The following is a 24154-nucleotide window of genomic DNA, read 5'->3' as shown; positions in this document are numbered from 1 at the left end:
TTCTTACCACTTATGGATCTACCAAGTATTCGTAGAACGTCTCCACCCCCCTAATTTTCGCCAATATCCGGAGATATTCAGTGTACACCTCTGAGGGATACAAGAAGTACAGTTCTGAATTTCTGTCTTGAAGCTTTGGAAGCACTGTATAGTCTACTCTAGCGATGTGATATAACACTACCTGGGAAATCAGTGGATCGAGGGTGTAAATGTTGTCTCTGTGGAGCTGGTTCAGGAGGTTGTTGGTCTCTGAGTATACCATGTCTCTAATTTTGGACACATTGAATGGATAATCAAGTCTCATTGGGACGTTTGCGACATCGTCTTTGGAGATATTATAGTACCCTTCGGCCCAGCTGAAATAGAAGAGCGCTAGAGAATTAAATCCCTGGGCAGATAAGTTTTTTGAAAGGCTGTAATAAGTCAATCCATATGCTCCATAGACCTCCAAGCTCCCCTGCTTTGTGTTGTTAATGAGGACAAGTTCAGAGAACAACTTGCTTTCCCTGTTTTGGATTATTTTGTGGGCCTTTTCGCTTAAAGCTTTTCCACCTGGAGATTCCAAGTTGAGCTTTATAACTTGTTCAATCCCGCGATCAACGTAAGGAAAGACATAGTTCTCATAATATTCTGGGAGTCCCAGGAGGGATTTGCACACGTCTTCAGAGAAGCCGTATTCTCTTGCATACTCATCATAATCTAAATCATGGTTATCAACCAGCAAAAGTTCGAGCCACGCCAAGAATGCATACGCTCTCGGCTCTGTGATTTCGCCCTCGAGCTTCTTGAAGGTTATTAAATAGTATTCCTGCCTCTCCCTCAACTTCCCATATCTGGGTGTTACATTTTGTATTAAAGCGTTGAACTCCTTGGAGGTCATGTTTTTCGGGCAGGAAACGTTATTCCATATACTATTCCACGCGTAGGAAGAGTAAAGGGGCCATGTGTATATGCCAGTTCCATAAAAGGTTTCCTCAAATTTTGACCCATTACCATCTCCAACCTGAGAACGGAGTGTTTCAACGTCCTTTTTGCTCACGATGTCCCAGAAAGAGAACTTTCCGAATTCTCGCTCAAACGAATGGTGGGCGTACATCTCATCTACGGAATACCCGGGAATCTCTGACTTCTCTTCTGGTCCATTCGGAGTTCTAAAATAGAGAAAAAGACCAAAAAGCACAATCCCTATTAGAAGTAATGCGAGAAAGCTTTTTTCTTTCATAGCCATCACCAATTTTTAACTACTGTTAACGTATAATCCTTACTTACTGAGACCGTTCTTATGTACTTCGAAATTCCAAGCGGCTGTATGCTGGCCTCTCTTTTGATATTCCTGTTAAACACCCAGCTGGAATGTTCGTAGAACCAAATTTCAGTCCTTGAGTAAGCCCGTATCCTGTAACTGTACGTACCCCTTCCCAATCTTCCCGTATCTGTCGGTTTGACTCTAAGTATCATACCACCAGTTATATGATCTCCAATGTATCTTGAGAAACTTGAATCAGTTATAAGCTGAGGTCCCATCTGAGAATAATCATATCTCGTTAGAAGCTTGATGAAATCTATGACCAGATCCGCATAGGGGATGTAACTAGCGATTTTATCTATCATATATCCTACCGCACCATTAATGAGAGAGGCATAGTTAGAAGGGATGCCGCTTCCATCATTATCCCCTACCCACCAGAGCTCATATTCAACCTTCGTTGGGCCACTGATCTGAGATACAGTCAGCCGCTTGTTTTTGGACATAAAACAGCCAGAACTTAAATGGCAGAGGGGTTCATTATCAATTCCCGTGAAGCTACTTATGATAAGTGTCTGCTGAGTGCCTGCACTTATGTGCGGATATTCGCCATAGAGGAAGATTGTCTCATCAACCCGCGCACTGCTACCATAGTAAGAAACCGTTGTGGTATACTTGCTCCACCCAAGTCCTTTGTATGCACTTACATTTTTTGCCAAAACTCCAACCATCAGCAGCCCCAACAGGACTGCTAACAACGGCTTCCACTTCACGTGATTCACCTCCATTGGTCGTCTGCAATCAACATTATACAACTTTATCCTATAAGCTTTTCTTTTTACTTGGAGTGAAGATTCTTTTCTTTATTTTTTGAGTATAAATTTATTCTGACTACGATTTTTCTCTTAGAACGAGTCAAGAGAAGCCTGTGTAAAAGGGCGAACAAAAACGAGTATTAGAAAGCAGAAAAGTTAAGCTTTCCTCTGCCTTGTCCTGAGAAACTCAACTAAGTCAATCCTCTGCTCAAGCCACTCCCTCGTGAATCCTGTGACCACGAGCGGGACCCTTCTGAGCTCCTCGACGTTTCTGGCCCCAACGAGGAACATAGCGTTCCTTATCTCCTCGATGTAGCGCCTGAGAACCTTGATGACGCCCTCAACGTCGCCCTTTACAGCTGGCTTGAGGAGAGGCAGGGCAACGCCGGCGAAGGTCGCACCCATCGCTAAGGCCTTTGCCATCGTTATCCCGTCGCGCATTCCGCCGGTGGCTATGATCGGCAGCTCGGTTGAATACCTGACCTCGGCGACGCTTATTGAGGTCTTAATCCCCCAATCCCAGAACTTCAAGGCGAGGTTCCTGCCCATCTCATCCTTGGCGCGGTAGTACTCGACCGCGCTCCAGCTCGTTCCACCGAGGCCGCCGACGTCGATGGCATCTATACCGATGCTCTCAAGCCTTATCGCGACCTCCATCGAAACGCCAGCACCGGTTTCCTTCGCTATAATCGGATAGGGGAACTCGGCCTTAAGCTCGGCGAGGGCCTTCAGGACACCCCTGTACTGCGTGTCGCCCTCCGGCTGGACGCTCTCCTGGAGCGGGTTCATGTGGATCGCCAGAGCGTCCGCCTGAATCGTCTCGACGGCCTTTAAAGCCTCATCAATGCCGTACCTGTCAGGCATTGTCTCGGCAAACTGCGGCGCCCCAAGGTTGCCGACGAGAAAGACGTCCGGGGCAACGTCGCGGACGTAGTAGCTCTCCCACGTCTCGGGCTTCCTTATCATCGCCCTCTGGCTTCCAACGCCCATCGGGATGTTAAGCTCCTGGGCGGCCTTCGCTAAAGTCTTGTTTATCTTTCCGGCGAGCTGGGAGCCTTTTGTTCCGCCGGTCATTCCGGCTATGAAAATTGGGTAATCGAACTTCCGCCCGAGAAACTCGACACCCAGGTCTATTTCCTCCTTGTCTATCTCGGGAAGGCTCATGTGGACGAAGTGCACATCCTCAAAACCGTTGGAAACGTGGGCCTGAACGTTTCTCTTCAGGCAGTGCTCGATGTGCTCAAACTTCCTGATGATCGTGAGCTCCTCCCTATCGAAAGCCTGCATTTCAACCACCGGAAAAAGTTGAGGCTGGGGGTTAAGAGGTTTTTGGATGCTCGTTTTCTATCGACTGACTCTTTTCCAGAATGTCTTTAGGGCAAAGTTGATCCACACTAACATCAAAGCAGCTAAACTCATCAGAAATAGGAGTGACCCCAAATACCGGATAAGCTCCGGCCTTTCATAACATCCACATGATGGAAAGTCTTTCCCCGTGCCAGTAACAGCTAAAATATATCCAGCATATGCGGCCAATGCCAAGAAAAATGTGACGACTAAGTCCACTGCAGGATTCATATTTTCTTTATAAAACATACCAAAAAGCAAGAATATTACACTTGTTATAAGGAAATATGTGGCGACTCCATAAGTAATCTCAACCGTATCAAGATCTTTAAAATATTGATTGTCCTTGTTAAGCTGATAATCAATCACGAATGTTAATCCCAAGAGAATCAAAAGAACCGCTACAGCCAGTAAAGATCCACGAACTATAGAGATCGTTCGCATAAGTATCACCCTACTAATACTTGTGGAACAAAAAATAAGAATAAAAAGTCACTTTCTCTGACCGAGAACATATTTCTCATAATACCCCCAAACATCTTCTATCATCATTTGTTTTATCCCATGTTTTGCCACTATTAACAACACAACAAGTGGCGCAAGCAGTCTTTTCATGCTTGCACCCCTACTAAATACTGCAACAATACTTCTGACTCCAAGACTTATAAATATTTCCGTTTATGAGTAACAATTTATTACGATTTTCTGGTGAGTTCTTACTTTTCAACCGAATGTTCAGGAACCCAATTAATCAACAGAAACCAGAGTAAAAGACCAAACAAAGCAAAGAGGAACACTAAATCCCAATGTTAATTCTCGTCCCAAAGCCGTCGCCCCTTATCGCCCCGCCCAGCCTTCCCGGAACCTTCCCGTTGACGAACCAGACCTCCGAGTGCTCCGCTATCTTCTTCGCCTCCCTCAGCTTGTTGCAGATTCCGCCGGTGACGTCGGTTCCCGCTGAGGTGCAGTGGAGCCTTTCGAGGAGAGCCTCTATATCCCCTTTGGGGAGGTTTTGAATCAGTCCCCCCTCACCGGGTTTGCCATCGTAGATCCCGTCAACGTCCATTAGGAATATCACCTTCTCCGGCTCAAGCATCTTGGCGAGGTAGGTGATGATCTGGTCGCCGGAGAGTATGTCTATGCCCTTTGCGAGGTCTATGGAGACATCGCCGAAGAGAACGGGAATGAACCTGAGCTCAAGGAGCCTTTCGATTATCTCAAGGTCACCGTAAACAACTTCACCGTTCTCGGTTATGAAGACGGACGATGTCGAGACCGAGAAGGCCGGCAGACCCTCGCGGATGAAGGCTTTGATAAAGTTCGCGTTTGCCCGGAGCATGGCCTGATGGGTCTCGGTGAAGCCTATCCTCCTGAAGTTGGCGGTATCCCAGTCCTCCGGAAGGCCTTCTCTGATTCCGTATTTCTTGGCGTAATGGTGGCCAAAACTCCCGCCGCCGTGGACGATGATGAAGTCCTCACGGGGATAGAATTTGGCTATCTCCCTGGCTATGCTTCTCACGGTCTCATGGTCAAAGTTCTCCGGTTCACCTTTCTTGTCGCTGAAGACACTGCCACCGATTTTGACGATTATCATGACAGAACCTCCTCTATCCTCAACCCTTCGCGGCTTATCCTCGTTATCATCGGCGTCCCGCCGGCTATGGTTATTGCCGTTGCCACTTCGCTCTGGTTCTCGGGAGCCAAGGCGTACATACAGCCACCGCCACCGGCGCCGGTTATCTTTGCCCCTATCGCTCCCGCAACCCTCGCGGCATAGACCAGCTCGCTGAGCTTTTTCGTTGAAACCCCAATGGCATCCAAAAGCCCATGGTTGATGTTCATGAGCCTGCCGAGCTGGGCAAAGCGGATTTCGTCATCGAGGTCCGAGGTTATTACTTCCCGGGCTTTCTCGACTATCTTGCCCATCGCTATGAGCACTGGCTCTATGACCTCGGGCATCTCCTCGTAGGTTCTCCTCACCATCGCGACGAGCTCCTTTGTTGAGCCGCTCGAACCCGTGTAGCCGACGACTATGGGCAGCTCCATGAAGGGCAGGTGTTCGAAGTTCCCTTTTTCGTAGTGGATGAAGCCGCCTATGGCTGAAACCGTTGGGTCTATACCGCTCGATGCCCCCTGGACGAGGAGTTCGACCTTATGGCCCAGCTTTCCTATCTCCTCGTTGCTCAGCTCAAGGCCCAGGAGCTTCGAGACGGCCCCGATTGTCGCCACAGCCACGGCGGCGGAAGAACCGAGGCCGGCACCAACAGGAATCTGGGACGTTATCGAGACTGTAATCCCTTTCCCATTAGCATCGGCCTCCTCCCTCACCAGCTCTATCGCCTGACGGACGTAGCTGAGAACCTCGGCAGCTTTGCCGTAGTCGCTCTCGAAGTAAATCTCGTCCTCGGAGAAGGAAACGGTTAAACCAGGAACGCGGATGTCCTTGGCCTCTATCTTTATCGCACCCCTATCGTTGAACTCCGCCCACACGTAGGTCCTGAGGTCTATGGCCGCGGCAATGGCAGGCTTACCGTAGACGACGCTATGCTCGCCGAAGAGTATAATTTTAGCCGGAGCGGATGCCAGAACCCTCATCCTTGACCCTCCAAGAAATTCTCTATTACCTCAATGAATTCGTAAATGTCTTTAAGATGCTCGTGGAGGACTTCAAAGGCCAGTCTATCATTAATCCTCCCATATCTGTGGACAAGGATGTTGCGAAAGCCCTTCATCAGCCTGAGCTTGTGGGCCATCCCCTCAGGAATTATCCCGGCGCGCACAAGCCCTTCAAAAACGTCCTCCTCCCTTTCCGGCATTGTGATCCTCAGGTCGGAGTTTATTACAGCACATATGTCAATGACGTTCTGAATCGCAAATTCAGCCCGCTTGTAAATTCCGTCCTTGACTATACCAAGCGATTCGAAGTCCTCAAAATCATCCGGGAGGTTTTCCTCAATAAGCCTGAGACTCTCAAGTATCCCTTCAATCTTGGAGCGTATGACCTCGACCCTCATTCTATCGCCTCCAGCCCAAGGTAGTCGTAGTAGTATCTCCTGAAATCCTCCCACTCCTTGAGCGTTTCGTAGGCAAGGTCGTATAGAAAAGTCTCGTCTCTGCAGAAGAGGACTTTACCCTTGAGGCACTCCTTCTTGAGATAAACCGGCAGGAGCTGAAAAATCTGAACGTCATAATTCTCGGGAAGGCTTCCAAGGACGAGCATCCGGAATTTAAATGCATCCTTGGGACTTCCCTCGTAGTAAACGCACAGGTCTACGTCACTGTCCTTTCGAGCCTCACCTCTGGATTGGGAGCCAAAGAGAATTACGAACTTCACCCTCTTTCCCCCAAGCTCAAGGATTTTTCCAACGGCATTCCAAATGTTCATGGGTAAAGAATGGGAGAAATCCCTTATGGCCTTTTCGTTCAGCGTTTGAAGACTATGCTCGCGTAGCCTACTATGGCATCGGTTGAACGGCTCACCTCGAAGCTCGTCGTGTAGTGGAGCAGCTCCGCCTCAAGCGCTCCGGCAAGGCGGGAGTAAACCACCGCAGTTCCAACTCCACCCGGCCCACACATTGTGTGGCCCATCTCGCGGAGCTCCCTGAACATGCCCCCAACGTCGAAATCGAGGATTCTCCTTATCACCCTGAAGTCCCACTCCTTTATCCTGTGGGGAAGCTCATCAGCCCTCGCCCTAAAGGGTACGTAGCCGTACATAGCTCCGTAGTGCATGAAGTCGGTGCTCGCTATTACCACAACGTCCCTGCCGAGCTCCTTAGAGGCTTCAAAGATGGCCTTTCCAAGGTCTTCCGAGACCTCCTCGTCCTGAATGCCGAGGGCTATCGGGACTATTCTAACTTCCTTTCCGGCGAGCTCGCTGAGGTACTGGATGAAGGGAAGCTGAACCTCTATCGAGTGCTCATATTTGTGGGCAAGCTCGTCCAAATCGGCTATTCCTGAGAGCTTCGCTATGGCCTTGGCCATCTCGGAATCAACATCCACGTCGCCGAGGGGCGTGCGCCACTTTCCGGAGGGGTAGACCGCTATCGGCGAGCCGAGGCCGGTGTGGTTCGGCCCGAGGATGACGAAGGTCTCGGGCAGGCCGTCCTCAAAGATAGCCCTGTATGTTCTCGAAGCCGTGTAGCCCGAGAAGACGTAGCCCGCATGGGGCGCAACGCCGGCTGTTATCCTTCTCTCGCTTCCCTCCTCTCCGAGGTCGCTGAAGAACTCCCCCAGCATCAGCAAGAGGTCTTCACCCGAAGGGTAAAAACTGCCAGCGACGGCAGGATACCTTACCTCCATGATCCCACCTCCAAAGGTTCATCGTCCTCAAGGTCTAAATACCTTAGGTCAGTTTGAGGCCCGAGCCGGTGAGGGGGAGAAGAACCCTCGAACCATCCGGAATTTCGCCGCTCTCGACTAGCTTCCACAGAGCCGCGAGGACAACGGCAGAGGTAGGCTCAACCAGAAAACCCGCCCGCTTGAGCCAGTTCAATGCTTCCACCGTTTCGGGCCCTTCAATGCTCACACAGAGACCGTTTGTTTCCTTGATCGCCCTCTTCATTTCATCAATCCTCGGAGGTTCCGGAATCGCTATCCCATCAGCCAGGCTGTTGGTGAGGGGCGAACGCTCGCAGAGACTTTCAAAACCTGAAGCCTGAACAGCAACGAGCCGGGGGAGCTCCGCGATCTCGCCCATATCCTTTAATTCCGTGAAGCCCTTCCAGAGGCCGAGGAAGAGCGTTCCGCTCCCAGTGGGGACCAAAACGTAGTCGGGAACACCGACCTGCTCGTATGTCTCAAAGGCCACCGTTTTTGTACCCTCGATGAAGTATGGGTTGAGCCAGTGGGAGACGTAGGTTACCCCCTCGCGCTCTGCAAACCCCACCGCCATTTCGTGAACGGCCATCCTGTCACCGTCGACGAAGTGGAGTACCGCCCCAAGCCCCTCCAGAAGGGAGAGCTTCTCCGGCATCGTATTGTATGAGACGAATAGGTGGGTGGTTATCCCGGCCGGAAGGGAGTACAAGGCCATGCTCAGGGCCGCGTTGCCGGAGCTGTCGAGGACGACCTCCCGGATCCCTTCCTCCATGAGCTTTGCCACGGTGACGTAGGTCCCACGATCCTTGAAGGAGCCACTCGGATGGAGGTATTCGAGCTTGAACAGTCCAATGACATGACCTATCTGGAGTGCAGCGGTCGGGGTGATAGCGGGCACCGCCGGGGGGAGGTAGTTCCCGCCCACGGGGAGGGAGTTGAGGTAGCGGCGCATGTCCAGGTACGGGAGAAGGCTACCGAAGAAGCTGAAGTGGTTCCGCCTGACTAGCAGGGTTCCGCCGCAGTCGCAGGTCAGACGAAACGTCTCCGGGTACTCCCTACCGCAACGTGAGCAGACGAGCATCGTACCACCCAAGGTTTTTTATTTCCACGAGCGATATCTATGGCACAAGTGGATAAAAAGGTGGTTGCCATGGTTGAGAAGTTTGTTTCCGCCGAGAGGCCCCAGACAGAGGAGGGCTACCAGTACCACATCGCCTGCAAGCCGGGGGACGTTTCAAGGTACGTTTTACTTCCCGGCGATCCTGAGAGGGTGCCGAAGATAAGCTCCCTCTGGGACGAGGCGAGGGAGATAGCTTTCCACAGGGAATACAGGACACACACAGGCAGGTATAAGGGCGTCCCGATAAGCGTGACGTCCACCGGAATCGGAGGGCCGTCCACTGCCATAGCCATAGAGGAGCTCGCGGCGATAGGTGCCGACACTTTCATCCGCGTCGGCTCCACCGGCGCGATACAGCCGGGGATGGAAATCGGAGACCTGATAATAGCGAAAGCCGCGGTGAGGCTTGAGGGGACTTCAAAGCAGTACGTCCGCGTTGAATATCCAGCAGTTGCAGACCTTGAGGTCACGCTTGCGTTAATCGAGGCGGCTGAAACTTTGGGCGTCCGCTACCACATCGGCATAACCGCTTCAACCGACAGCTTCTACCTCGGCCAGGGAAGACCGGGACTCAAGGGCTACTTCCCGAGCTTCGCGAAGAACATAATGGACGACCTGAGGCAGGCGAACGTCACCAACTTCGAGATGGAGGCGGCGACCCTTTACACCCTCGCGAACATATACGGACTGAGGGCCGGCTGTGTCTGCGCGGTCTTCGCCAACCGCGTTACCAACGAGTTCGGAAAGGCCGGGGAGAAGGAGGCAGCATTAGTTGCCAGCGAGGCAGTGAAGATACTCGCCGAGTGGGACGAGGAGAAGGAGAATGCCGGAAAGAAGGTGTGGTTCCCAGGGTTGGAAAGGGTTTGATTTACTGTCCCTTAATTTTCCTTCATAGCCTGTAGCACGTTATAAAGAGCACTATTCAATCTCATAACTCTGTCTTTCATTTTGGCCAAGACCAGATAAATAGGTTCTTTTCTTGGCAATTCTTCTTTCACAGGGTGAGCCACCCAATTTCTCAAATCAATCAACGGATTAATATTACTTTCAAATTTATTTTTGCTACTAAACCGTGAATGAGATTTCACTAGGCTCCACAACCCCATATCCTTTAACAGAATATCCCTAAGGTCTTCAAGATACAAATAGTCAATATATCTCAGGTTTTCATTTTTCTTGCGATCCTCACCCAAGTAACCCTCTATCTTGGAGAGCTTCTCAGGTTTTATTTGCTTTTTTATAGCATCATCAAGTTTAGTACCATAATATGTTTCCAGCACTTTCCGAAGGTTTGACTCCAATTCAGCCACCATTAGATAAAACAACACTCTCACAGGGTGCTTCTTAAGGTCAGAATAGTGAACAAGACCCACAATGCTCTTTCCTTCCTTAACAAAATAGACAGTATGCTCCTCGTTGAACAAATCAATTAAGTCAAACAATCGCGTATCAGCTGAGATAACGTTTTCTGCCAAAATTAACCTTATCTTCCCAGTTTTTGTATCATAATAACGTTTTAGATCCCTACAAGGTAAAACATCATACTCACAATTTTCTAATTTTTCAGGAGGATAATCTTCATAATAAACAAAATGCTCTTTTGGCGTCATTATCATTCTTACGGTAAGTGCATCTATTAAGGGTTGAAGTTTCGGAGGTAACACGTTTTGAAAGAAGGCTATGCCATTCACAAGTTATCACCCTAAATCATTTATCACCAATACACCTTTTATGTTTTCTTTTTAACTCCTGCTAATGCGCTTGTGTCATTCGATGCTAGCCTACCTAGGTATATTGCTCCGATTGCTATAACTAATGAGAATATTATGACCATGACAATATCGCTACCTGATGGTCCAGTATACTCCATGAAAAACGCGTCACCTTTTCCAGTATTTTGCCCTAGTGTAACTCCTACATAATAGCTAACTAGTACCATGAGGCTGAACACTATGAAAAGCGTGGATAGAGGTTTGGGACATTGTTTATCTACTACTCCCTTATATACTGATGCAACAACGGCACTAAAGATTATGGCAGCAAGGACCCCATATGCGAATATTTCCAGTTGATTTATCTGAAAGGTGCCTAACTGGTATCCATATCCTGCGTCGTATCCTACATACGTCCCCCAAATCCCTCCAAGGCTAGCAGTTATCCAACTAACAAGTAGGGTTTTGTTATTCATTTTACTCACCCGAGATTGATGTTATAGTATGTATGCTCAAAGAATATTTAAACATTTTTGTAGTGTTTTTGCTAGCAGTTATTAACGTAGCATTCTCAAACAACATCTAAACACAACTTATTAACAACTTAACAACCAAAATACAACCAAAATTATGATGGCGCCCCGGCGGGGATTCGAACCCCGGACCTCGAGGTCCGCAGCCTCGCGCCCTATCCAGACTAGGCCACCGGGGCACTGCCCGCTAACCCTTCTAAGGGAGTCTTTATAAATTTAACCGTCTCAGCTCACCGAAAGATTTATAAAGCGCCCGAAGGTGAGTATTCTACGGGCCTGAACTGCGGTGGTAGTCTAGCCTGGTCTAGGACAGCGGCCTGCCACGCCGCTGGCCCGGGTTCAAATCCCGGCCACCGCACCACACAAACTTTTCTGGAGAAAAGTTCGATCAAATGTTTCTTACTGTCCCACTACTACCAATGGGTCCATGGGTTCCCTAAAAATTGACCCGTTAAAGGTTTGTTCCTTAACTTTCAGGTTTACAAGGTTTCACTAAGCGAAAGGCGTCCTGTGGACGCCAAAAAAGAAGTGAAATCTCTTGAAAAGGTTTATTTCGGAGTTAAACCCGAGGTTAAGTCGCAGTTAGACAGTGCACGGTTTATTTTTGCCTTTCGTAGAGAAGAACATTCTTTATCAATTTTTTCCAAAATGCCAAAACAAACAAAAAGAAGAAGTGAAAACCACAAAAAACCCCTTAGGTTCTCAGCTTCGCCAAGGCATCTTCAGCCGCCTGAAGTATCGGATAGGCAACCGGCGAGGCCGTGAGGAGCGGATGGGTGGCTATCTGGAGCGTGTAAAGCTCGCTCGCCGTTAGCCTTTTCTGTATCGCGAGGGCAAGGATGTTTATCATCTCACCGACGCTCTTACCTCCAGCTATCTGGGCGCCTAGTATCGCCCCCCTGTCGCGGGAGAATATCAGCTTCGCAGTTATCATGGACGTTCCCGGGAAAACCGCGGGATGCCTGTCCGGGGCTTTTCCATAGCCCACTATGACCTCAAAGCCCTCCTTCCTAGCGGCCTCCTCAGTAAGGCCTGCCGCCGCGAGGGTCAGACCGGCAACATGGGTGGCGTAGACGCCTATCGTTCTCCTGTTCTCCCTTACTATTTGGAGCCTGAAGAGGTTCGCTCCAGCTATTCTGGCCTCAAAGGTTGCCGTTGAAGCCAGCATAAGGGTGTACGGCTTCCCCGTGAAGAAGTCCCTGTGCTCCACACAGTCGCCAACCGCAAAGATGTCCGGATGGGATGTTCTCATGTACTCGTCGGTCCAGATGCCGTAGCGCGTAACCTTGAGACCTGCCTTAACGGCAAGCTCAACGTTCGGCCTGTAGCCTATTGAGAATATCACGAGATCAGCCGGGAGCTCGGTGCCACCAACCAGCCTGACCTTCTCGACTCTCTGTTCACCAGCGAGCCTTTCGATGTGGCCGTAAACAATATCAACACCCACCTCACGGAGCCTGCTCTCTACCATTTCGCTGAACTCCGGATCAAAGGAGCTCCTCAGGAGCCTGCTTCTGACGACCAGAGTGACGTCCTTCCCGAGTTTTCGTATCTCGTCACCCACTTCAAGTGCTATGAACCCGCCACCGATTATAACGACGTTCTCTGCCTCCTTCACCCGCTCCTTAAGCTTCTTTAGGTATTCGTAATCCTTGGGTATGGTATACACACCGTCGAGGTCAAATCCAGGAACCTCCGGAATAACGGGTCTGGAGCCGGTAGCTATGACGAGCTTCTCCCACCGGACCTCCTCTCCCCCTCTGGTCCTTACGAGCTTGGTCTTGGGGTCTATGTGGGTCGCCTCATCCACAAGAACGTCTATTCCTGCTGGCTTGAAGAACATGTCGAGGGGGATTAGATCCTCATCAATGCTCTTGAGGGTTCCAAAGACGTACGGAATGCCGCATGAGATTATCCCAACGTCCTCCTTTTTGATTACCAAGACGCTCTTGTCGGGATAGAACCTCTTCGCGGCGAGGGCCGTGGTTATGCCGCCGGCGCTCGCGCCGACAACCACAACATCGTACTTCATCATTTCGAAATCACCACTGATATCTCCACCCAAAGGTTTTAAACAGTTTCGTTATCAAACTTGACTGGATGTAAGCAGTATCCGTAAACAAAAGGAGAGAAGAAGGATCACTCCCCGGTCGCGCCCTTCAGGGCATCCTTGCAGGCGCAGTGGCGCTCCTTTGGAATGTACTTGATGGACTTCATCAGGAGGTACTTGATCTCCTCGCTCTTTTTGGCCATCAGCTCGACGACCTCGGTGTGGGTGAGCTTCTCCCTGCTTATCCCCGCGGCGAAGTTGGTGACTATGGCCACGCTGGCGTAGCACATCTCAAGCTCCCTCGCCAGGGCCGCCTCCGGGCACTGGGTCATGCCAACGACGTCGGCGCCGAGTATTTTAAGGGCCCTTATCTCCGCCCTTGTCTCGAACCTCGGGCCTTCCATGCAGGCGTAGGTTCCCGTTGGGTGGTATTCAAACCCAAGCTCCCTCGCGGCCGTTATCAGTGCCTTTCTCAGCTCCGGGCAGTAGGGGTCGGTGAAGTCAACGTGGGCCACAAACTTTCTGTCGTGAGGGCTCTCGTCGCCATCGTAGAAGGTGTAGTGCCTCGTCTTGGTGAAGTCAATAAGCTGGTCGAGGATAACGAAGTCGCCCGGCTTCATGGCCTCGTTGAGCGAGCCCACTGCCGAAGTTGAGAGAATCCTCTCCACACCGAGCTCGTAAAGGGCCCATATGTTGGCACGGTAGTTGATCTTGTGGGGGGGAACGCTGTGTCCCTCGCCGTGCCTTGCTAGGAACGCTATTTCCTCGCCACCGTATTCACCTATCTTCACCCTGACCTTTCCGTAGGGGGTGCTTACGAACTCCTCCCTGACGTTCTGGAGCAGCTTGGGGTCGTAGACTCCGGAACCTCCAATAATTGCTATCCTCGGCATGGTATCACCTGAGAATGAGAAAAGGGGGAGGGCTTAAAACGTTAGTGCTTCTCCCACAGAACCTTCTGGTGTTTTGCCTTCTCCTCGATGTCCTCGCTGACCTCTCCCTCAGCCTGCAGTTCCAGTATCTTCGTGAGAATCTCGCTGAGCAACCACGAACCCCACTTGGGGTCTTTAACCTCAAGGGCGGCATCTATGGCCCCGTCGATGTCCCCTGATTTCAGCCTGGAGACGGCTATGCTACCAAAGGCGAGAGAGCGGAGGTAGTTGCCGCGGACAAGCCCAGCAAACCTGAGCGCCTCATCGAACTCACCGAGCTTCGAGAGGTACGTAACCACCTTAACCCTGATTGTATCCTCCCGGGTGTGCTCCCCTATGGTCCTGACAAGGGGCAGATATTTGGCAGTGACCCCTTTAGATAGCAGGTGATCCATTATAACCCCGGCTATCCTTTCGAACTCTTCACCTTCCAGATACCCCAGGAGGGCCAGTAGAACATCCTCCTTGTCGACTGAAGTTTTGACGATGCCTTCCAGGATGGAGAGCCTCTCGTCAGGATACATCCGTTCGAGGATCTTCATGACAAAATCCAGCTCTCCCTGACTGCCAAGACCAATTAGGAGGGACTTCAATACATCAAATCCAGTGTCTGATGACATTCCCAGCGCGATGTCCACGAACTTCTCGTACGTGGCCGTTGGGACGTCTGAGTTCTTCAGGTGGACAGCAACCTCCTTCATGGCCTCTCCGAGCCAGTACTCGCTCTTAAGTTCCGAGAGAACCCTGATAGCGCTTCCGAACTCCTCACGTTTCAGATGCTCCTTTATCGCCTCTATGGCGGCTATGGAGTGCCAGGGTTCGTCGTCTATCCGCTCTATGATGAGTCTTGCCCTGCGCATGTTGCCCTTCTTGAGGTAGACCCTGAGTATCTTCAGGAACAGGTCGTTTCGCTTTACGGAGTCCTTGACGTCGGTGGCATAGAAGAGGGCATCATCGGGCATGTCCAGTTCCAGAAGGCGAATGACCAGCTCTTCAAGGAGGTCATCCTTCAGGGGTTCGGGAAAGCTCAGAATAGACTCATAAGCCTGATGGAAGACCTTTTGGGAAGTCTTTGCATCTACCCCCTTAAGGTACGCCCCTATCTCCACGAGGGCTTTGACCAGAAGAACGGGGTTATCAATTGATGCGGCGGCGTTGAAGGCATATTTAAAAGCAGTTTTATACTCCGGCTTTTTGGCGCGGTACATGTAGTAACCAATTTTAGCGTACGTGACTGCCCGGAGGTACTTGTCCCGTATATCAGAAGCCAACCGGAGGGCCTCGCGATAAACGTCCAATGGCATTATTTTCACCCGGAAAACTTACGATATGATGGTATTTAATCGTTTCCGGTGTTCAGAACATAACACAAGAGGTTAGTCAAAAAACGAAAGTTCAGCCAAGCTCGTCGTAAACAACTCCAACGACCTCTCCATCATCGAGAGAGACAAAGCTTACCTTGGTCTTTTTGCCACTCTTGGGATCTACCACAACGAAATCCGGCCTGGACAGGTATCTGCTCGATGGTATCCGCCAGACATCGCCGTAATGGGCCCTAAGCTCCTTCAAAAACCTTTCCGCATCACGTCTGATAACGGTTGTCATCGGTATCACCACTTATATCTACTACTTTAAAATATAAAAAGCTTTCCCATAGACATTCGTTAAAGATAATATCGACAATTGACTAAAATTTTGACCGCATGCAAACCAGCGCCCCCTTTGGGACGCCCAGCTCTCTTGAAATTGGGGAACATTTTGCCCTGAGGAGGAAAAATATCCTGCCGTCACCGAGGTCACTTAGGGTCTCAAAATTCGCCTGCCCCTTTGCAATTATTACATCGGCCCTCTCAAAGAGCCGCAAGAATTCCGGGGACGCATACTCCAAAGGCGCCCCTGGAAGCCTTGAACCCGTAGAAATGACCCTCGCAATCTTATCAAATCCGGCCTCCCGGAGGTCTTCAACCGTTGCGTCGTTGATTATCGGTCCCTCCTTGGCGGCCACGTACACATCAAGAGCCGGAAACTCCCTGCGTATAAGCTCTATGAATATCCTGTCAAAGTATATCTCACCGCAGTTGTCCACCAGGTAGAGGAGCGTTTTCGCCCGCTCAAGCTCCATCAAGAGCTCATCGCTCTGGTCAATGTAAAGCTCCCTGGAAGCAAGGTCGAAGAGGTCGTTTCCAATCTTCTTTGGGCCATAACTAACAGCAAAGTCTATGGTGTTCCCCGCGATGGCAAGCTTCAGGGCCCGTTTTATGTCACCAACCCTACGCACCTCCGCCGCCACGCTCCTTGCAAGCCCTGTGGAAATTCTCTTATACTCCCCGAACGGATCATCGTCTCCCAGAAAATCGTAGAGCTCAAGGAACAGCCTGCCCCCGTCCGTGGCCGGAACCGAATCCTCTCTGAAGAACTCTCCCAGCCTGTTTGCGAGGAATACCATAGCTCTCTTGCGCATCTCCACGTCTTCTGTGCTCATCTCGGTTATTTTCTGAGCCTGAGCGACCGTGCACGCGATACATTCGTAGTGAATCTTCATCCTACCACCAGGGAAAGATTGAAAAGGCCCTTAATAAATCAAGCCCTGAGCTTCTCGACGTATTCGAGCTCCTCAGGGATTGGATTTCTCTTTCTCAGCATCTCCCTCACGACTAGGTAGCCGTAAAGCGCAGTCATCCACTCCATTCCTCTCACCCCTTTTAACTTCTTCCAGCGTGTCCGGCCTGATCTTGGGCTTAAAAGCTTTTCTAGCCCTTAAACCCTCATCTGTGCCCATGAAATATCTACAATCTTCCAAAAAAGCAACAATGAAGATTTTCGATATTGGATGAACAATAATGAGCAATTTAAAGACCTAAAAGGGCCCCTCTTTTACCAAAAGAATACATTTGAGCAGGATACGGAAACCCAACCGTTTATAAACTTTGGAGACTCCATCACTACGGTGGGAGAAAATGGCCTTAGAGAAGCTAGGGAAGGCACTCAACAATGCCCTCAGGAAGCTCGCCCGTTCCGGCACAGTTGACGAGGCCCTCATAAAAGAGGTCGTGAGGGACATACAGAGGGCGCTCATCCAGGCGGACGTTAACGTTAGGATGGTCCTCCAGTTGACGAAGACGATAGAGAAGAGGGCGCTTGAAGAGAAGCCTCCAGCGGGAGCATCAAAGAAGGAGCACATAATCCAGATAGTCTATGAGGAGCTCACAAAGTTCCTCGGAAAGGAGGCCAAGCCCCTCGAAATAAAGGATAAGCCGACTGTTCTGCTCACCGTTGGTATCCAGGGATCGGGCAAGACTACGAGCGTGGCGAAGCTGGCGAGACATCTCCAGAAGAGGGGCTACAGAGTAGGCCTCGTCTGTTCGGACACCTGGCGTCCCGGTGCCTATTACCAGCTCAAACAGCTCGTTGAACCCTTTGGGATAGAGGTCTTCGGCGACCCCGAAGAGAAAGATGCCGTCAAACTGGCCCGCGAGGGCGTTGAGTACTTCAAAGGCAAGGGTGTGGACGTCATAATAGTGGACTCGGCCGGAAGACACAAAGAGGAAACCGGCCTCATCGAGGAGATGAAGCAAATAAGCGAGGCAATAAAGCCCCATGAGGTGATTCTGGTCATTGATGGAACCATCGGCCAGCAGGCCTACAACCAGGCGCTTGCGTTCAAGGAGGCAACGCCGATAGGCTCAATAATAGTCACCAAACTCGACGGTTCTGCCAAAGGTGGCGGGGCACTCTCTGCTGTTGCCGCTACCGGGGCGCCCATAAAGTTCATAGGCGTCGGGGAGAGGATAGACGACCTTGAGCCCTTCGACCCCAAACGCTTCGTATCCAGACTGCTCGGCATGGGCGACATAGAAGGCCTGCTTCAGAAGCTTGAGGAGCTCCAGAAGGCCCAGGAGTTCAAAGAGGAGGACCTTGAGAAGTTCCTCAAGGGCAAGTTCAACCTCAAGGACATGTACGCCCAGCTTGAGGCAATGCAGAAAATGGGGCCGCTAAAGCAGATACTCCAGATGATTCCGGGGCTCGGGTACTCCCTGCCCGATGATGCTGTCAAAGTCGGAGAGGAGAAGCTGAAGAGGTACAGGATAATAATGGACTCGATGACGGAGGAGGAGCTCGAACACCCGGAGATAATCAACTATTCGAGGATAAAGAGAATCGCCAGAGGTTCCGGAACCAGCACCCAGGAGGTCAGGGAACTGCTCCACCAGTACAACCAGATGAGGAAGATGTTCAAGAGCATGGACAAGAGAAAGCTTTCTAAGATGGCAAGGAAATTTAACTTTGGGGGGTTTGGGATATGATCGAGGCCTTCGTGCTGGTTGTTGTTAAGCCCGGAACCGAGGAGAAAGTATACAGCGCCCTCTCAAAGGAGGAACGGATAAAGGAGATATACCGCGTCTATGGAGAGTACGACATCATAATCCGGGTGGAAGTTGAGAACATCCATGAGCTTGACAGGTTCCATGATGAGGTGCTGAGAAAAGTGAAAAACATAGAGATGACGGAAACGCTGATAGCCAGCTCGTACAGGGGGTGAAGTCTTGGAAAAGAGGTGGGTTGCAACGATCCACCTCGACACCCTCGAAGTCGAGCATGACCTTTCTTTTAAATTTAAGTGCGTCGAAAGCTGTGGAAAGTGCTGCTACGAGCTTGAGATACCGGTTAGAGATGAGGACATAGCGAGGATAGAGGACCTCGGCTACAACGCCTGGGAATTCGTGGACTATGAAAAGATGTTTTACCGGGGTGATAAGTTCCTGAGCTATGCACTCAAAAAGCGTCCCTTTGACGGCGGATGTGTCTTTCTCGACCCCGAAACCATGAGGTGCCGGATATACGGGAAGAGACCCTTGGCATGCAGGCTGTATCCCTTCGTCTTCGTGAAGCAGGGAAGAGTTATGGAAGTATACGTCAAAATGGACTCCTTCTGTCCAGGCCTCGACCACCCTGAAGGCGAACCAATAACCCGGGAGTTCATCCTGAGGGAATACGGCGATGTTGTGGAGGAGTACCGCAGAAAGGTTGTGAAGAGCCAAGAGTGACCGAAACCTATTTATACATTTTCTTGTTAATTTTTGGCCACTGGAGGTGAGAGAATGAGTCAGCTAAAGTCGGTCCAGGAAAAGCTCAGACTGGTCAGGGTGCTCCGACTGCTTAAGAAGACCTACACCTACGAGGAACTGTCCAAGATAACCGGCCTTCCCATCACTGTGCTCAACAGGTACGTGAGGGGGAAGGTCCTTCCGAGTGCCGAGAGAACCAAGGAGCTCCTTGAACTGCTCCTCCCGTACATCAACATAGAGGAGGAAGTTAGAAAGAGGATAAAATTTGACGAGTACGGATTTTTTGACAACATGCCGGTGCTCAGCGATACATCCCTTATGAGCCTCATCGCAGAGGAGGTGGCTGGCAGATACATGGACAAGAACGTGGACAAAGTCCTCACCGCCGCAACCGACGGAATCGCCCTCGGTGTCCACGTGGCCAGGGAACTCAACGTTGACGTTGTATACGCCAAGAAGAAAAAGGAGGTCGGAGTCGAGAAGTTCTACGAGGTCAGCTACGTTCCGAGCGCCTCTGGAAGCGTAACAACCCTGTACCTTCCCCAGTGGGCGCTCAGAAAGGGCGAAAACGTCCTCATAGTCGATGACGTGATAAGGAGCGGTGAGACCCAGAGGGCTCTCCTTGAGATGTGCAGACAGGCGGGGGCAAAACCCGTGGGCATGTTCTTCCTCATAAGCGTCGGTGATGTCATCGACCACCTCAAGGAGGAGTACAGCATCCCGGTGGAGAGCCTCATAAGGCTGGAGTGATACTGATGAAGGTGTTCATCTACAACGCCGACGGCCTGACAATACCTGTGGAGGTCGAACTCGGCCTCCCCTTCAAATTCGTGTGCACCGAAGAGGAGTGCGGCAGGGAGGTAGTCATAGAGGGAGTCGTCAGGCTGGCCAGCGAGGAAGAGTTTACCGAGACCCTTGAGAGCACCATAGCCGAGAACTCAGACTTCAAAAAGATACGCGAAATAGCCGCCAGAATGCTTGTATTCGAGGGGAAAGTCAACGGAAAAGAAGTGAAGCTTCCGGTCGAGAGCTTTGATGACTTTGCCAAACGGTTTCTAGAGCAAGTTTTAGTCCTCCGTTAGCTTAAGCCGCAGATCTTCCTTGACAACCTGCATTGCCACGCTCGTGTTCGTTTTTTCCACACCCTCCAGCGAGAGAAGCCACTTGACGAAGCGGTTCATATCGGCCCTATCTTTGAACTTGGCCACCACAACTATGTCGAACTCCCCGGTGATGTCGTACACCATCACAACCCGATCGTTGCGGGCTATTTCCCGTTCTATTTCAACTATCTTCCTGCCCTGGGCCTTAACCCCTATCACCGTGGTGAGACCAAAGCCAAGCTTCTCATAGTCAAGAATCGGTGCAAATCCCCGGATTACTCCCTCCTCCTCCATCCTCTTGATGCGGTTGTACACTGTCCCAACAGCGACCTTTAGCTCACGCGCTATCTCACGATAGGATAACCTGGCATTCTCCTGAAGCAGAGAGAGTATCCTAAGATCCAGTTCATCCACCATCCGCACCACCAGTCCTGTTACACCGTAAACTTTAAATACCCTTCCCTTGGAGGGAATAGCGGGCAGAGGACCGGTAGCCTAGCTAGGATAGGGCGGCGGCCTCCTAAGCCGCAGGTCCGGGGTTCAAATCCCCGCCGGTCCGCCATAGAAACTTTTGTCAGACAAAAAGTTCCACAGACGTTGTGGCATCCACAGCACTACCCAATTTTGCAGGCATTATTGGCAGATATTTAAAATTTCATGAGAACTACTGGATCTTTGCTGGACCTCTCCACCTAGGGCGAGGCTTTCAAGAGAAAGAGTAAAGCGTTTTTCAAAAAGAGCTATTCAAAAGCTCCCGTTGAAAAACAACAGAAAGGGATGTGAGAATCCACAGGAGGTGATGGATATGGTGGAGGACGCTCTCCTGCTGTACCTAGCGAGCATACACAGGGAGAAGAAATCCAGAAAAAAGACGGACCTCCGAACCATCTGAGGCCTTTTCCCGGCCGGTCAACTGATATCTTCTCCGCCCAAGGGACTTGGCCTGGAGAGGAGAGAAATCATGCCCCCGTTCTCATTCCGAAATCTTTAAATATTTTCGGAACTTTTAGTTAATTTGGGTAAGAAAAAGTGGGGGGGTGGGAGGATGGTGTACGTCGCGGTTCTGGCAAACGTTAACGGCAACCTTCCCGCCCTTGCAAAGGCCATCGAGAAGATAGAGGTTCTCAAAGAGGAGGGTTATGAGATCGAGAAGTACTACATCCTTGGAAACATAGTTGGCCTGTTCCCTTATCCGAGGGAGATCCTGGATACCCTCGACGACCTCATAAGGAACAATGAGGTTAGCGTAATCCGTGGCGAGTTCGACCAGGTCATAGCGGAGAGCGACCCCCACGCCGAGGGGCCCGACTACATTGGCCGTGTGAACTACCCAGAGCACATCAAGCTGGCCCTGAAGTACACGTGGGAAAAGCTCGGCCACGAGGGCAGGGAGTTTATACGCGACCTGCCCGTTTATCTGGTCGACAGGATTGGAAAGAACGACATTTTTGGCGTCTACGGAAGTCCTCTGGATCCGTTCGGAGGAAAAGTCCTCCCGGAGCAGCCGACGAGCTACTACGAGACAATAATGCGTCCCATGAAAGACTACGAGATACTCTTCGTGGCATCACCGAGGTATCCGGTCAACGCCATGACCCGCTACGGAAGGGTCATCTGCCCGGGAAGCATAGGATTCCCACCTGGAAGGGAGCACAAGGCCACGTTCGCCCTCGTGGATGTTGATACACTCCACACAAAGTTCATAGAGGTTGACTACGACAAGAAACTCATAGAGGAGAGGATACGCAGGGAAGGCCTGCCAGAGGAGCTCGTCAGGATTCTCTACCACGGAAAGATTTGACCAGACTTATTCCATCCGTTATCTCCTTTCTATTGTAAGCAAGGAAAAGCAGAAATCCTCCCAGTAGAGCAAACTTTGACAGGAACACCAGGGACTGGAGAAGCAACGCCAAGGCCAGTGGAACGTATATTCTGGGGGATATATCCAGAAGGGCTCTTGCATAGTGGGCAACGCCTGCGAGTATGAGGCAGTAACCAAGTATCAAGCCCGCCATCACACCCATAGCTCCAAATGCAGGTATGAGGTAGAACCACGAAAGGAAAACTGCAAAGGCACCGAGGAGAGCAACAAGTGTCCCTCTCCTGACATAGGCCGTTGAGTTCAGGGCGACTATGCTGGGGTTGTAAGCTATGTAGACCTCCATAGCCATAAGGGCCAGGTAGAAAGCGGAACCCACATCGAAGCCAAATATTGCCGAGAGAACCTCCCTGCCGAGCAACATGAGAACAAAGACTGCAACACCGGTCACGAGTATCAAAATGGACGTGGTCTTCTCGGCGAGGAGTTTAACGTAGTCGCTCTCATTTCTCCCGTACTTGTAGGAAAAGAGGGGCATTATGGCCGACTGAAGGATCTGGGGGAGATACGTCAGAAGAAAGGCCGCGGAGAGTATCGCCGACACTCTCCCAGCAACCTCCGGGCTGGATAAATATTCACTCATAAAATAGGGACCCTGTATCAGGAATACACCTGATAGGGTACCCAAAAACGCAAAGGCCGAATATGAGATGAGGAGACCTATCTCGCTAGTTCTGGGCTTTCCAACGAAGTCAAACCTCACCAGATAAGCGGCAGAGAAAACCGCAATCAGCCCAAGGAAGAGCAGGTACGGCGCGAAGACGTTGGGGAATAAAAACCCCACCAGAAAACCCACAAAGGCCAGTGTTATTATGTACGCGTAGTGCTCCCCCCGGTGGATGCCGTAAAGAAAGTTCCTGAGGGTCAGCTGAATTCCTCTGAGTGTTGCAAGGATTCCTAGGTAGAGATTTAAAGGGATGAGGAGCAGTCCAACAAGCGGGAGGAGGAATGAGGGAAGGGTTATTGAGCGTATTGAATCAGTTTTGCCGGCCCCCAAGAATTCAGAGGCGTATTTGCCAAGGGCTATCGCAAAGAAGCTCAACGGGATGGCTAAGAAAAACGCCTGGGATATAAGGGAGTTCGCCGCCCCAAGAGCCTCAATGCCAAAGCGCCTAGCGACTACTGCGCTGTACAGAAACCTAGTTAGCCCAGTGAGGCCCAGGGCGACCACCGATGCGAGCGAATGGCGTAGAATGACCCGGCGCTCGTAGCTCATGGATGGAGAGGGAAAGGGAAAAATTTAACCTTTTTGGAAGCCCAGATAGAATCCCACGACAAACGCCCCAGTTCCAGGAAGTATCCCCAGAACTTTGTCGGACAGGCCGATTATCTCACTTGTCCATCCACTGGCAAGGTTAAACAGCCTGTCCTGGTTCACCGTTATGACTCCCTTCTGCTGGAGCCAGAACAGGCTCAGGACATAGGCCCCTATAAGGGCCAGTGCGAGCTTCATTAGTTTTTTCAGGGCATATCCTGTGACAAAACCCACAACGCCCCCAACCCCAATGTCACCCACCATTGCATTTACGTTGAACTCCATTTCAGTCACCTAATATCAGTCGTGCACTGGAGAATAAAACGTTTTTGCCAAAATGTTTAAATTACACGATTCCAAAATATTTCTAAAGCATAAAAGTAGGTGTGAAAGCCATGACGACCCCGATGGAGAGGCTCAAAAACAAGATAACAAAGGAAGTCTTGTGGCTCTACATTCTCCGGCTCCTAAAGGAGAGGCCAATGTACGCTTACGAGCTCAAGGAGAGAATAAAGGAAGCCTTCAACTTCGAGCCCGCAACGGTCAGTTCGTACGTCGTTCTCTACAAGCTGGAGAAGGAAGGATACGTTACCGCAGAATGGCAGGAGAGCGAAACGGGAAAACCGTCCAGGAAGTACTACAGGCTCACCCCAGAGGGGGAGAAGCTCCTGGAGGAAGGCATAGCTTTTCTTGAGAATATGCTCTCAAAGCTCAGGGAGTGAATTTCCATAAGTTTTTCCAGAAGTTTTTTAGTCCGACAACGCAGGCACCTAGAA

The 24154-nt window shown here is 50.7% G+C and carries 29 protein-coding genes and 3 tRNA genes; 10 read left to right on the top strand and 22 right to left on the bottom strand.

Going from position 1 to position 24154, the window contains the following annotated elements:
- Positions 1–10: 10 nt before the first annotated feature.
- The 11 genes from A3L14_RS02900 to A3L14_RS02855 all read right to left on the bottom strand — a co-directional run bounded on the left by A3L14_RS02900 (position 11) and on the right by A3L14_RS02855 (position 8809).
- On the bottom strand, positions 11–1228 hold the full coding sequence (locus tag A3L14_RS02900; RefSeq protein WP_143597811.1) for a hypothetical protein: 1218 nt from the start codon (positions 1226–1228) through the stop codon (positions 11–13).
- A complete protein-coding gene (locus A3L14_RS02895; protein WP_055430101.1) occupies positions 1228–2019 on the bottom strand; it encodes a hypothetical protein in 792 nt (263 codons plus the stop codon). Before A3L14_RS02895 ends, A3L14_RS02900 begins: the two co-directional genes overlap by 1 nt.
- 198 nt (positions 2020–2217) lie before the next feature.
- A complete protein-coding gene (gene fni / locus A3L14_RS02890) occupies positions 2218–3348 on the bottom strand; it encodes a type 2 isopentenyl-diphosphate Delta-isomerase (RefSeq protein ID WP_055430102.1) in 1131 nt (376 codons plus the stop codon).
- Between the two features lie 57 nt (positions 3349–3405).
- The gene (locus A3L14_RS11795) at positions 3406–3852 is read right to left on the bottom strand and encodes a hypothetical protein (RefSeq protein ID WP_055430103.1); all 447 of its coding nucleotides are present in this window, start codon (positions 3850–3852) and stop codon (positions 3406–3408) included.
- A gap of 48 nt (positions 3853–3900) precedes the next feature.
- A complete protein-coding gene (locus A3L14_RS12005) occupies positions 3901–4023 on the bottom strand; it encodes a hypothetical protein (RefSeq protein ID WP_257789386.1) in 123 nt (40 codons plus the stop codon).
- Between the two features lie 181 nt (positions 4024–4204).
- Complete coding sequence (locus A3L14_RS02880) at positions 4205–5002, bottom strand: isopentenyl phosphate kinase (protein WP_055430104.1); 798 nt, start codon at positions 5000–5002, stop codon at positions 4205–4207.
- Complete coding sequence (locus A3L14_RS02875) at positions 4999–6003, bottom strand: mevalonate kinase (RefSeq protein WP_055430105.1); 1005 nt, start codon at positions 6001–6003, stop codon at positions 4999–5001. Before A3L14_RS02875 ends, A3L14_RS02880 begins: the two co-directional genes overlap by 4 nt.
- The gene (hepT, locus tag A3L14_RS02870; protein ID WP_055430106.1) at positions 6000–6422 is read right to left on the bottom strand and encodes a type VII toxin-antitoxin system HepT family RNase toxin; all 423 of its coding nucleotides are present in this window, start codon (positions 6420–6422) and stop codon (positions 6000–6002) included. Before hepT ends, A3L14_RS02875 begins: the two co-directional genes overlap by 4 nt.
- Complete coding sequence (gene mntA, locus A3L14_RS02865) at positions 6419–6793, bottom strand: type VII toxin-antitoxin system MntA family adenylyltransferase antitoxin (protein ID WP_055430107.1); 375 nt, start codon at positions 6791–6793, stop codon at positions 6419–6421. Before mntA ends, hepT begins: the two co-directional genes overlap by 4 nt.
- A gap of 38 nt (positions 6794–6831) precedes the next feature.
- Positions 6832–7710 carry an MEMO1 family protein gene (locus A3L14_RS02860; RefSeq protein WP_055430108.1) on the bottom strand — a complete coding sequence of 293 codons (879 nt, stop codon included), beginning with the start codon at positions 7708–7710 and terminating at the stop codon, positions 6832–6834.
- 43 nt (positions 7711–7753) lie between these two features.
- Positions 7754–8809 carry a pyridoxal-phosphate dependent enzyme gene (locus A3L14_RS02855; protein WP_055430109.1) on the bottom strand — a complete coding sequence of 352 codons (1056 nt, stop codon included), beginning with the start codon at positions 8807–8809 and terminating at the stop codon, positions 7754–7756.
- Between the two features lie 69 nt (positions 8810–8878).
- Between A3L14_RS02855 and udp the strand changes: the two genes are divergently transcribed.
- Positions 8879–9715, top strand: a complete 837-nt coding sequence (udp, locus tag A3L14_RS02850) for a uridine phosphorylase (protein ID WP_055430110.1) — start codon at positions 8879–8881, stop codon at positions 9713–9715.
- Positions 9716–9726: 11 nt separating this feature from the next.
- On the opposite strand, the gene A3L14_RS02845 is transcribed toward udp, so the two are convergent.
- The 3 genes from A3L14_RS02845 to A3L14_RS02835 all read right to left on the bottom strand — a co-directional run bounded on the left by A3L14_RS02845 (position 9727) and on the right by A3L14_RS02835 (position 11272).
- A complete protein-coding gene (locus A3L14_RS02845) occupies positions 9727–10539 on the bottom strand; it encodes a hypothetical protein (protein ID WP_055430111.1) in 813 nt (270 codons plus the stop codon).
- Positions 10540–10577: 38 nt separating this feature from the next.
- Positions 10578–11036 carry a hypothetical protein gene (locus A3L14_RS02840; RefSeq protein WP_055430112.1) on the bottom strand — a complete coding sequence of 153 codons (459 nt, stop codon included), beginning with the start codon at positions 11034–11036 and terminating at the stop codon, positions 10578–10580.
- 158 nt (positions 11037–11194) lie between these two features.
- A tRNA-Arg gene (locus A3L14_RS02835) sits at positions 11195–11272 on the bottom strand.
- A 104-nt stretch (positions 11273–11376) separates the two neighbouring features.
- On the opposite strand from A3L14_RS02835, the gene A3L14_RS02830 reads away from it, so the two are divergent.
- Positions 11377–11454: transfer RNA gene (locus A3L14_RS02830), tRNA-Gly, on the top strand.
- Between the two features lie 333 nt (positions 11455–11787).
- Here A3L14_RS02830 and A3L14_RS02825 read toward each other — a convergent pair.
- The 5 genes from A3L14_RS02825 to A3L14_RS02805 form a co-directional block, all read right to left on the bottom strand.
- Positions 11788–13128, bottom strand: a complete 1341-nt coding sequence (locus A3L14_RS02825) for an FAD-dependent oxidoreductase (RefSeq protein WP_232473399.1) — start codon at positions 13126–13128, stop codon at positions 11788–11790.
- A gap of 104 nt (positions 13129–13232) precedes the next feature.
- Positions 13233–14036 (bottom strand): S-methyl-5'-thioadenosine phosphorylase, encoded by an 804-nt coding sequence (mtnP, locus tag A3L14_RS02820; RefSeq protein ID WP_055430113.1) that lies wholly within the window; start codon positions 14034–14036, stop codon positions 13233–13235.
- 41 nt (positions 14037–14077) lie between these two features.
- Positions 14078–15379, bottom strand: a complete 1302-nt coding sequence (locus tag A3L14_RS02815; protein WP_055430114.1) for a hypothetical protein — start codon at positions 15377–15379, stop codon at positions 14078–14080.
- Positions 15380–15470: 91 nt separating this feature from the next.
- Complete coding sequence (locus A3L14_RS02810; RefSeq protein ID WP_055430115.1) at positions 15471–15680, bottom strand: hypothetical protein; 210 nt, start codon at positions 15678–15680, stop codon at positions 15471–15473.
- 82 nt (positions 15681–15762) lie between these two features.
- On the bottom strand, positions 15763–16617 hold the full coding sequence (locus A3L14_RS02805) for a damage-control phosphatase (protein ID WP_055430116.1): 855 nt from the start codon (positions 16615–16617) through the stop codon (positions 15763–15765).
- Between the two features lie 415 nt (positions 16618–17032).
- On the opposite strand from A3L14_RS02805, the gene A3L14_RS02800 reads away from it, so the two are divergent.
- From A3L14_RS02800 to A3L14_RS02780, 5 genes are read left to right on the top strand one after another with little or no spacing between them, the layout of a single operon-like run.
- Positions 17033–18379 (top strand): signal recognition particle protein Srp54, encoded by a 1347-nt coding sequence (locus A3L14_RS02800; RefSeq protein ID WP_055430117.1) that lies wholly within the window; start codon positions 17033–17035, stop codon positions 18377–18379.
- Positions 18376–18615, top strand: coding sequence for an Lrp/AsnC family transcriptional regulator (locus A3L14_RS02795; RefSeq protein ID WP_055430118.1), 240 nt, complete (start codon positions 18376–18378; stop codon positions 18613–18615). Before A3L14_RS02800 ends, A3L14_RS02795 begins: the two co-directional genes overlap by 4 nt.
- 4 nt (positions 18616–18619) lie before the next feature.
- Positions 18620–19120, top strand: a complete 501-nt coding sequence (locus tag A3L14_RS02790; protein WP_055430119.1) for a YkgJ family cysteine cluster protein — start codon at positions 18620–18622, stop codon at positions 19118–19120.
- Positions 19121–19174: 54 nt separating this feature from the next.
- Positions 19175–19891, top strand: coding sequence for a phosphoribosyltransferase family protein (locus A3L14_RS02785; RefSeq protein ID WP_055430120.1), 717 nt, complete (start codon positions 19175–19177; stop codon positions 19889–19891).
- A 5-nt stretch (positions 19892–19896) separates the two neighbouring features.
- Entirely contained in the window at positions 19897–20223 is a 327-nt protein-coding gene (locus tag A3L14_RS02780) for a hypothetical protein (protein WP_055430121.1), read from the top strand.
- Here A3L14_RS02780 and A3L14_RS02775 read toward each other — a convergent pair.
- Positions 20209–20661: an Lrp/AsnC family transcriptional regulator gene (locus A3L14_RS02775; protein WP_198300102.1), complete on the bottom strand. Its 453-nt coding sequence runs from the start codon at positions 20659–20661 to the stop codon at positions 20209–20211. The two genes, A3L14_RS02780 and A3L14_RS02775, sit on opposite strands and share 15 nt — an antisense overlap.
- Before the next feature lie 67 nt (positions 20662–20728).
- Here A3L14_RS02775 and A3L14_RS02770 point away from each other — a divergent pair.
- Together A3L14_RS02770 and A3L14_RS02765 are read left to right on the top strand one after the other, a co-directional pair.
- Positions 20729–20806 (top strand) — tRNA-Arg (locus tag A3L14_RS02770).
- Positions 20807–21289: 483 nt separating this feature from the next.
- A complete protein-coding gene (locus tag A3L14_RS02765; protein WP_055430122.1) occupies positions 21290–22045 on the top strand; it encodes a metallophosphoesterase family protein in 756 nt (251 codons plus the stop codon).
- Here the strand turns inward: A3L14_RS02765 and A3L14_RS02760 are convergent.
- Positions 22017–23339, bottom strand: a complete 1323-nt coding sequence (locus A3L14_RS02760) for a lipopolysaccharide biosynthesis protein (protein ID WP_055430123.1) — start codon at positions 23337–23339, stop codon at positions 22017–22019. The genes A3L14_RS02765 and A3L14_RS02760 overlap by 29 nt on opposite strands.
- A gap of 24 nt (positions 23340–23363) precedes the next feature.
- Entirely contained in the window at positions 23364–23663 is a 300-nt protein-coding gene (locus A3L14_RS02755; protein WP_055430124.1) for an FUN14 domain-containing protein, read from the bottom strand.
- 110 nt (positions 23664–23773) lie between these two features.
- Between A3L14_RS02755 and A3L14_RS02750 the strand changes: the two genes are divergently transcribed.
- Positions 23774–24100 (top strand): PadR family transcriptional regulator, encoded by a 327-nt coding sequence (locus tag A3L14_RS02750; protein WP_055430125.1) that lies wholly within the window; start codon positions 23774–23776, stop codon positions 24098–24100.
- The last annotated feature ends 54 nt before the right edge of the window (positions 24101–24154 follow it).

The organism is Thermococcus thioreducens, assembly GCF_002214545.1.
Lineage (GTDB): Archaea > Methanobacteriota_B > Thermococci > Thermococcales > Thermococcaceae > Thermococcus > Thermococcus thioreducens.
This window is presented reverse-complemented; position numbering and strand designations above follow the sequence as displayed.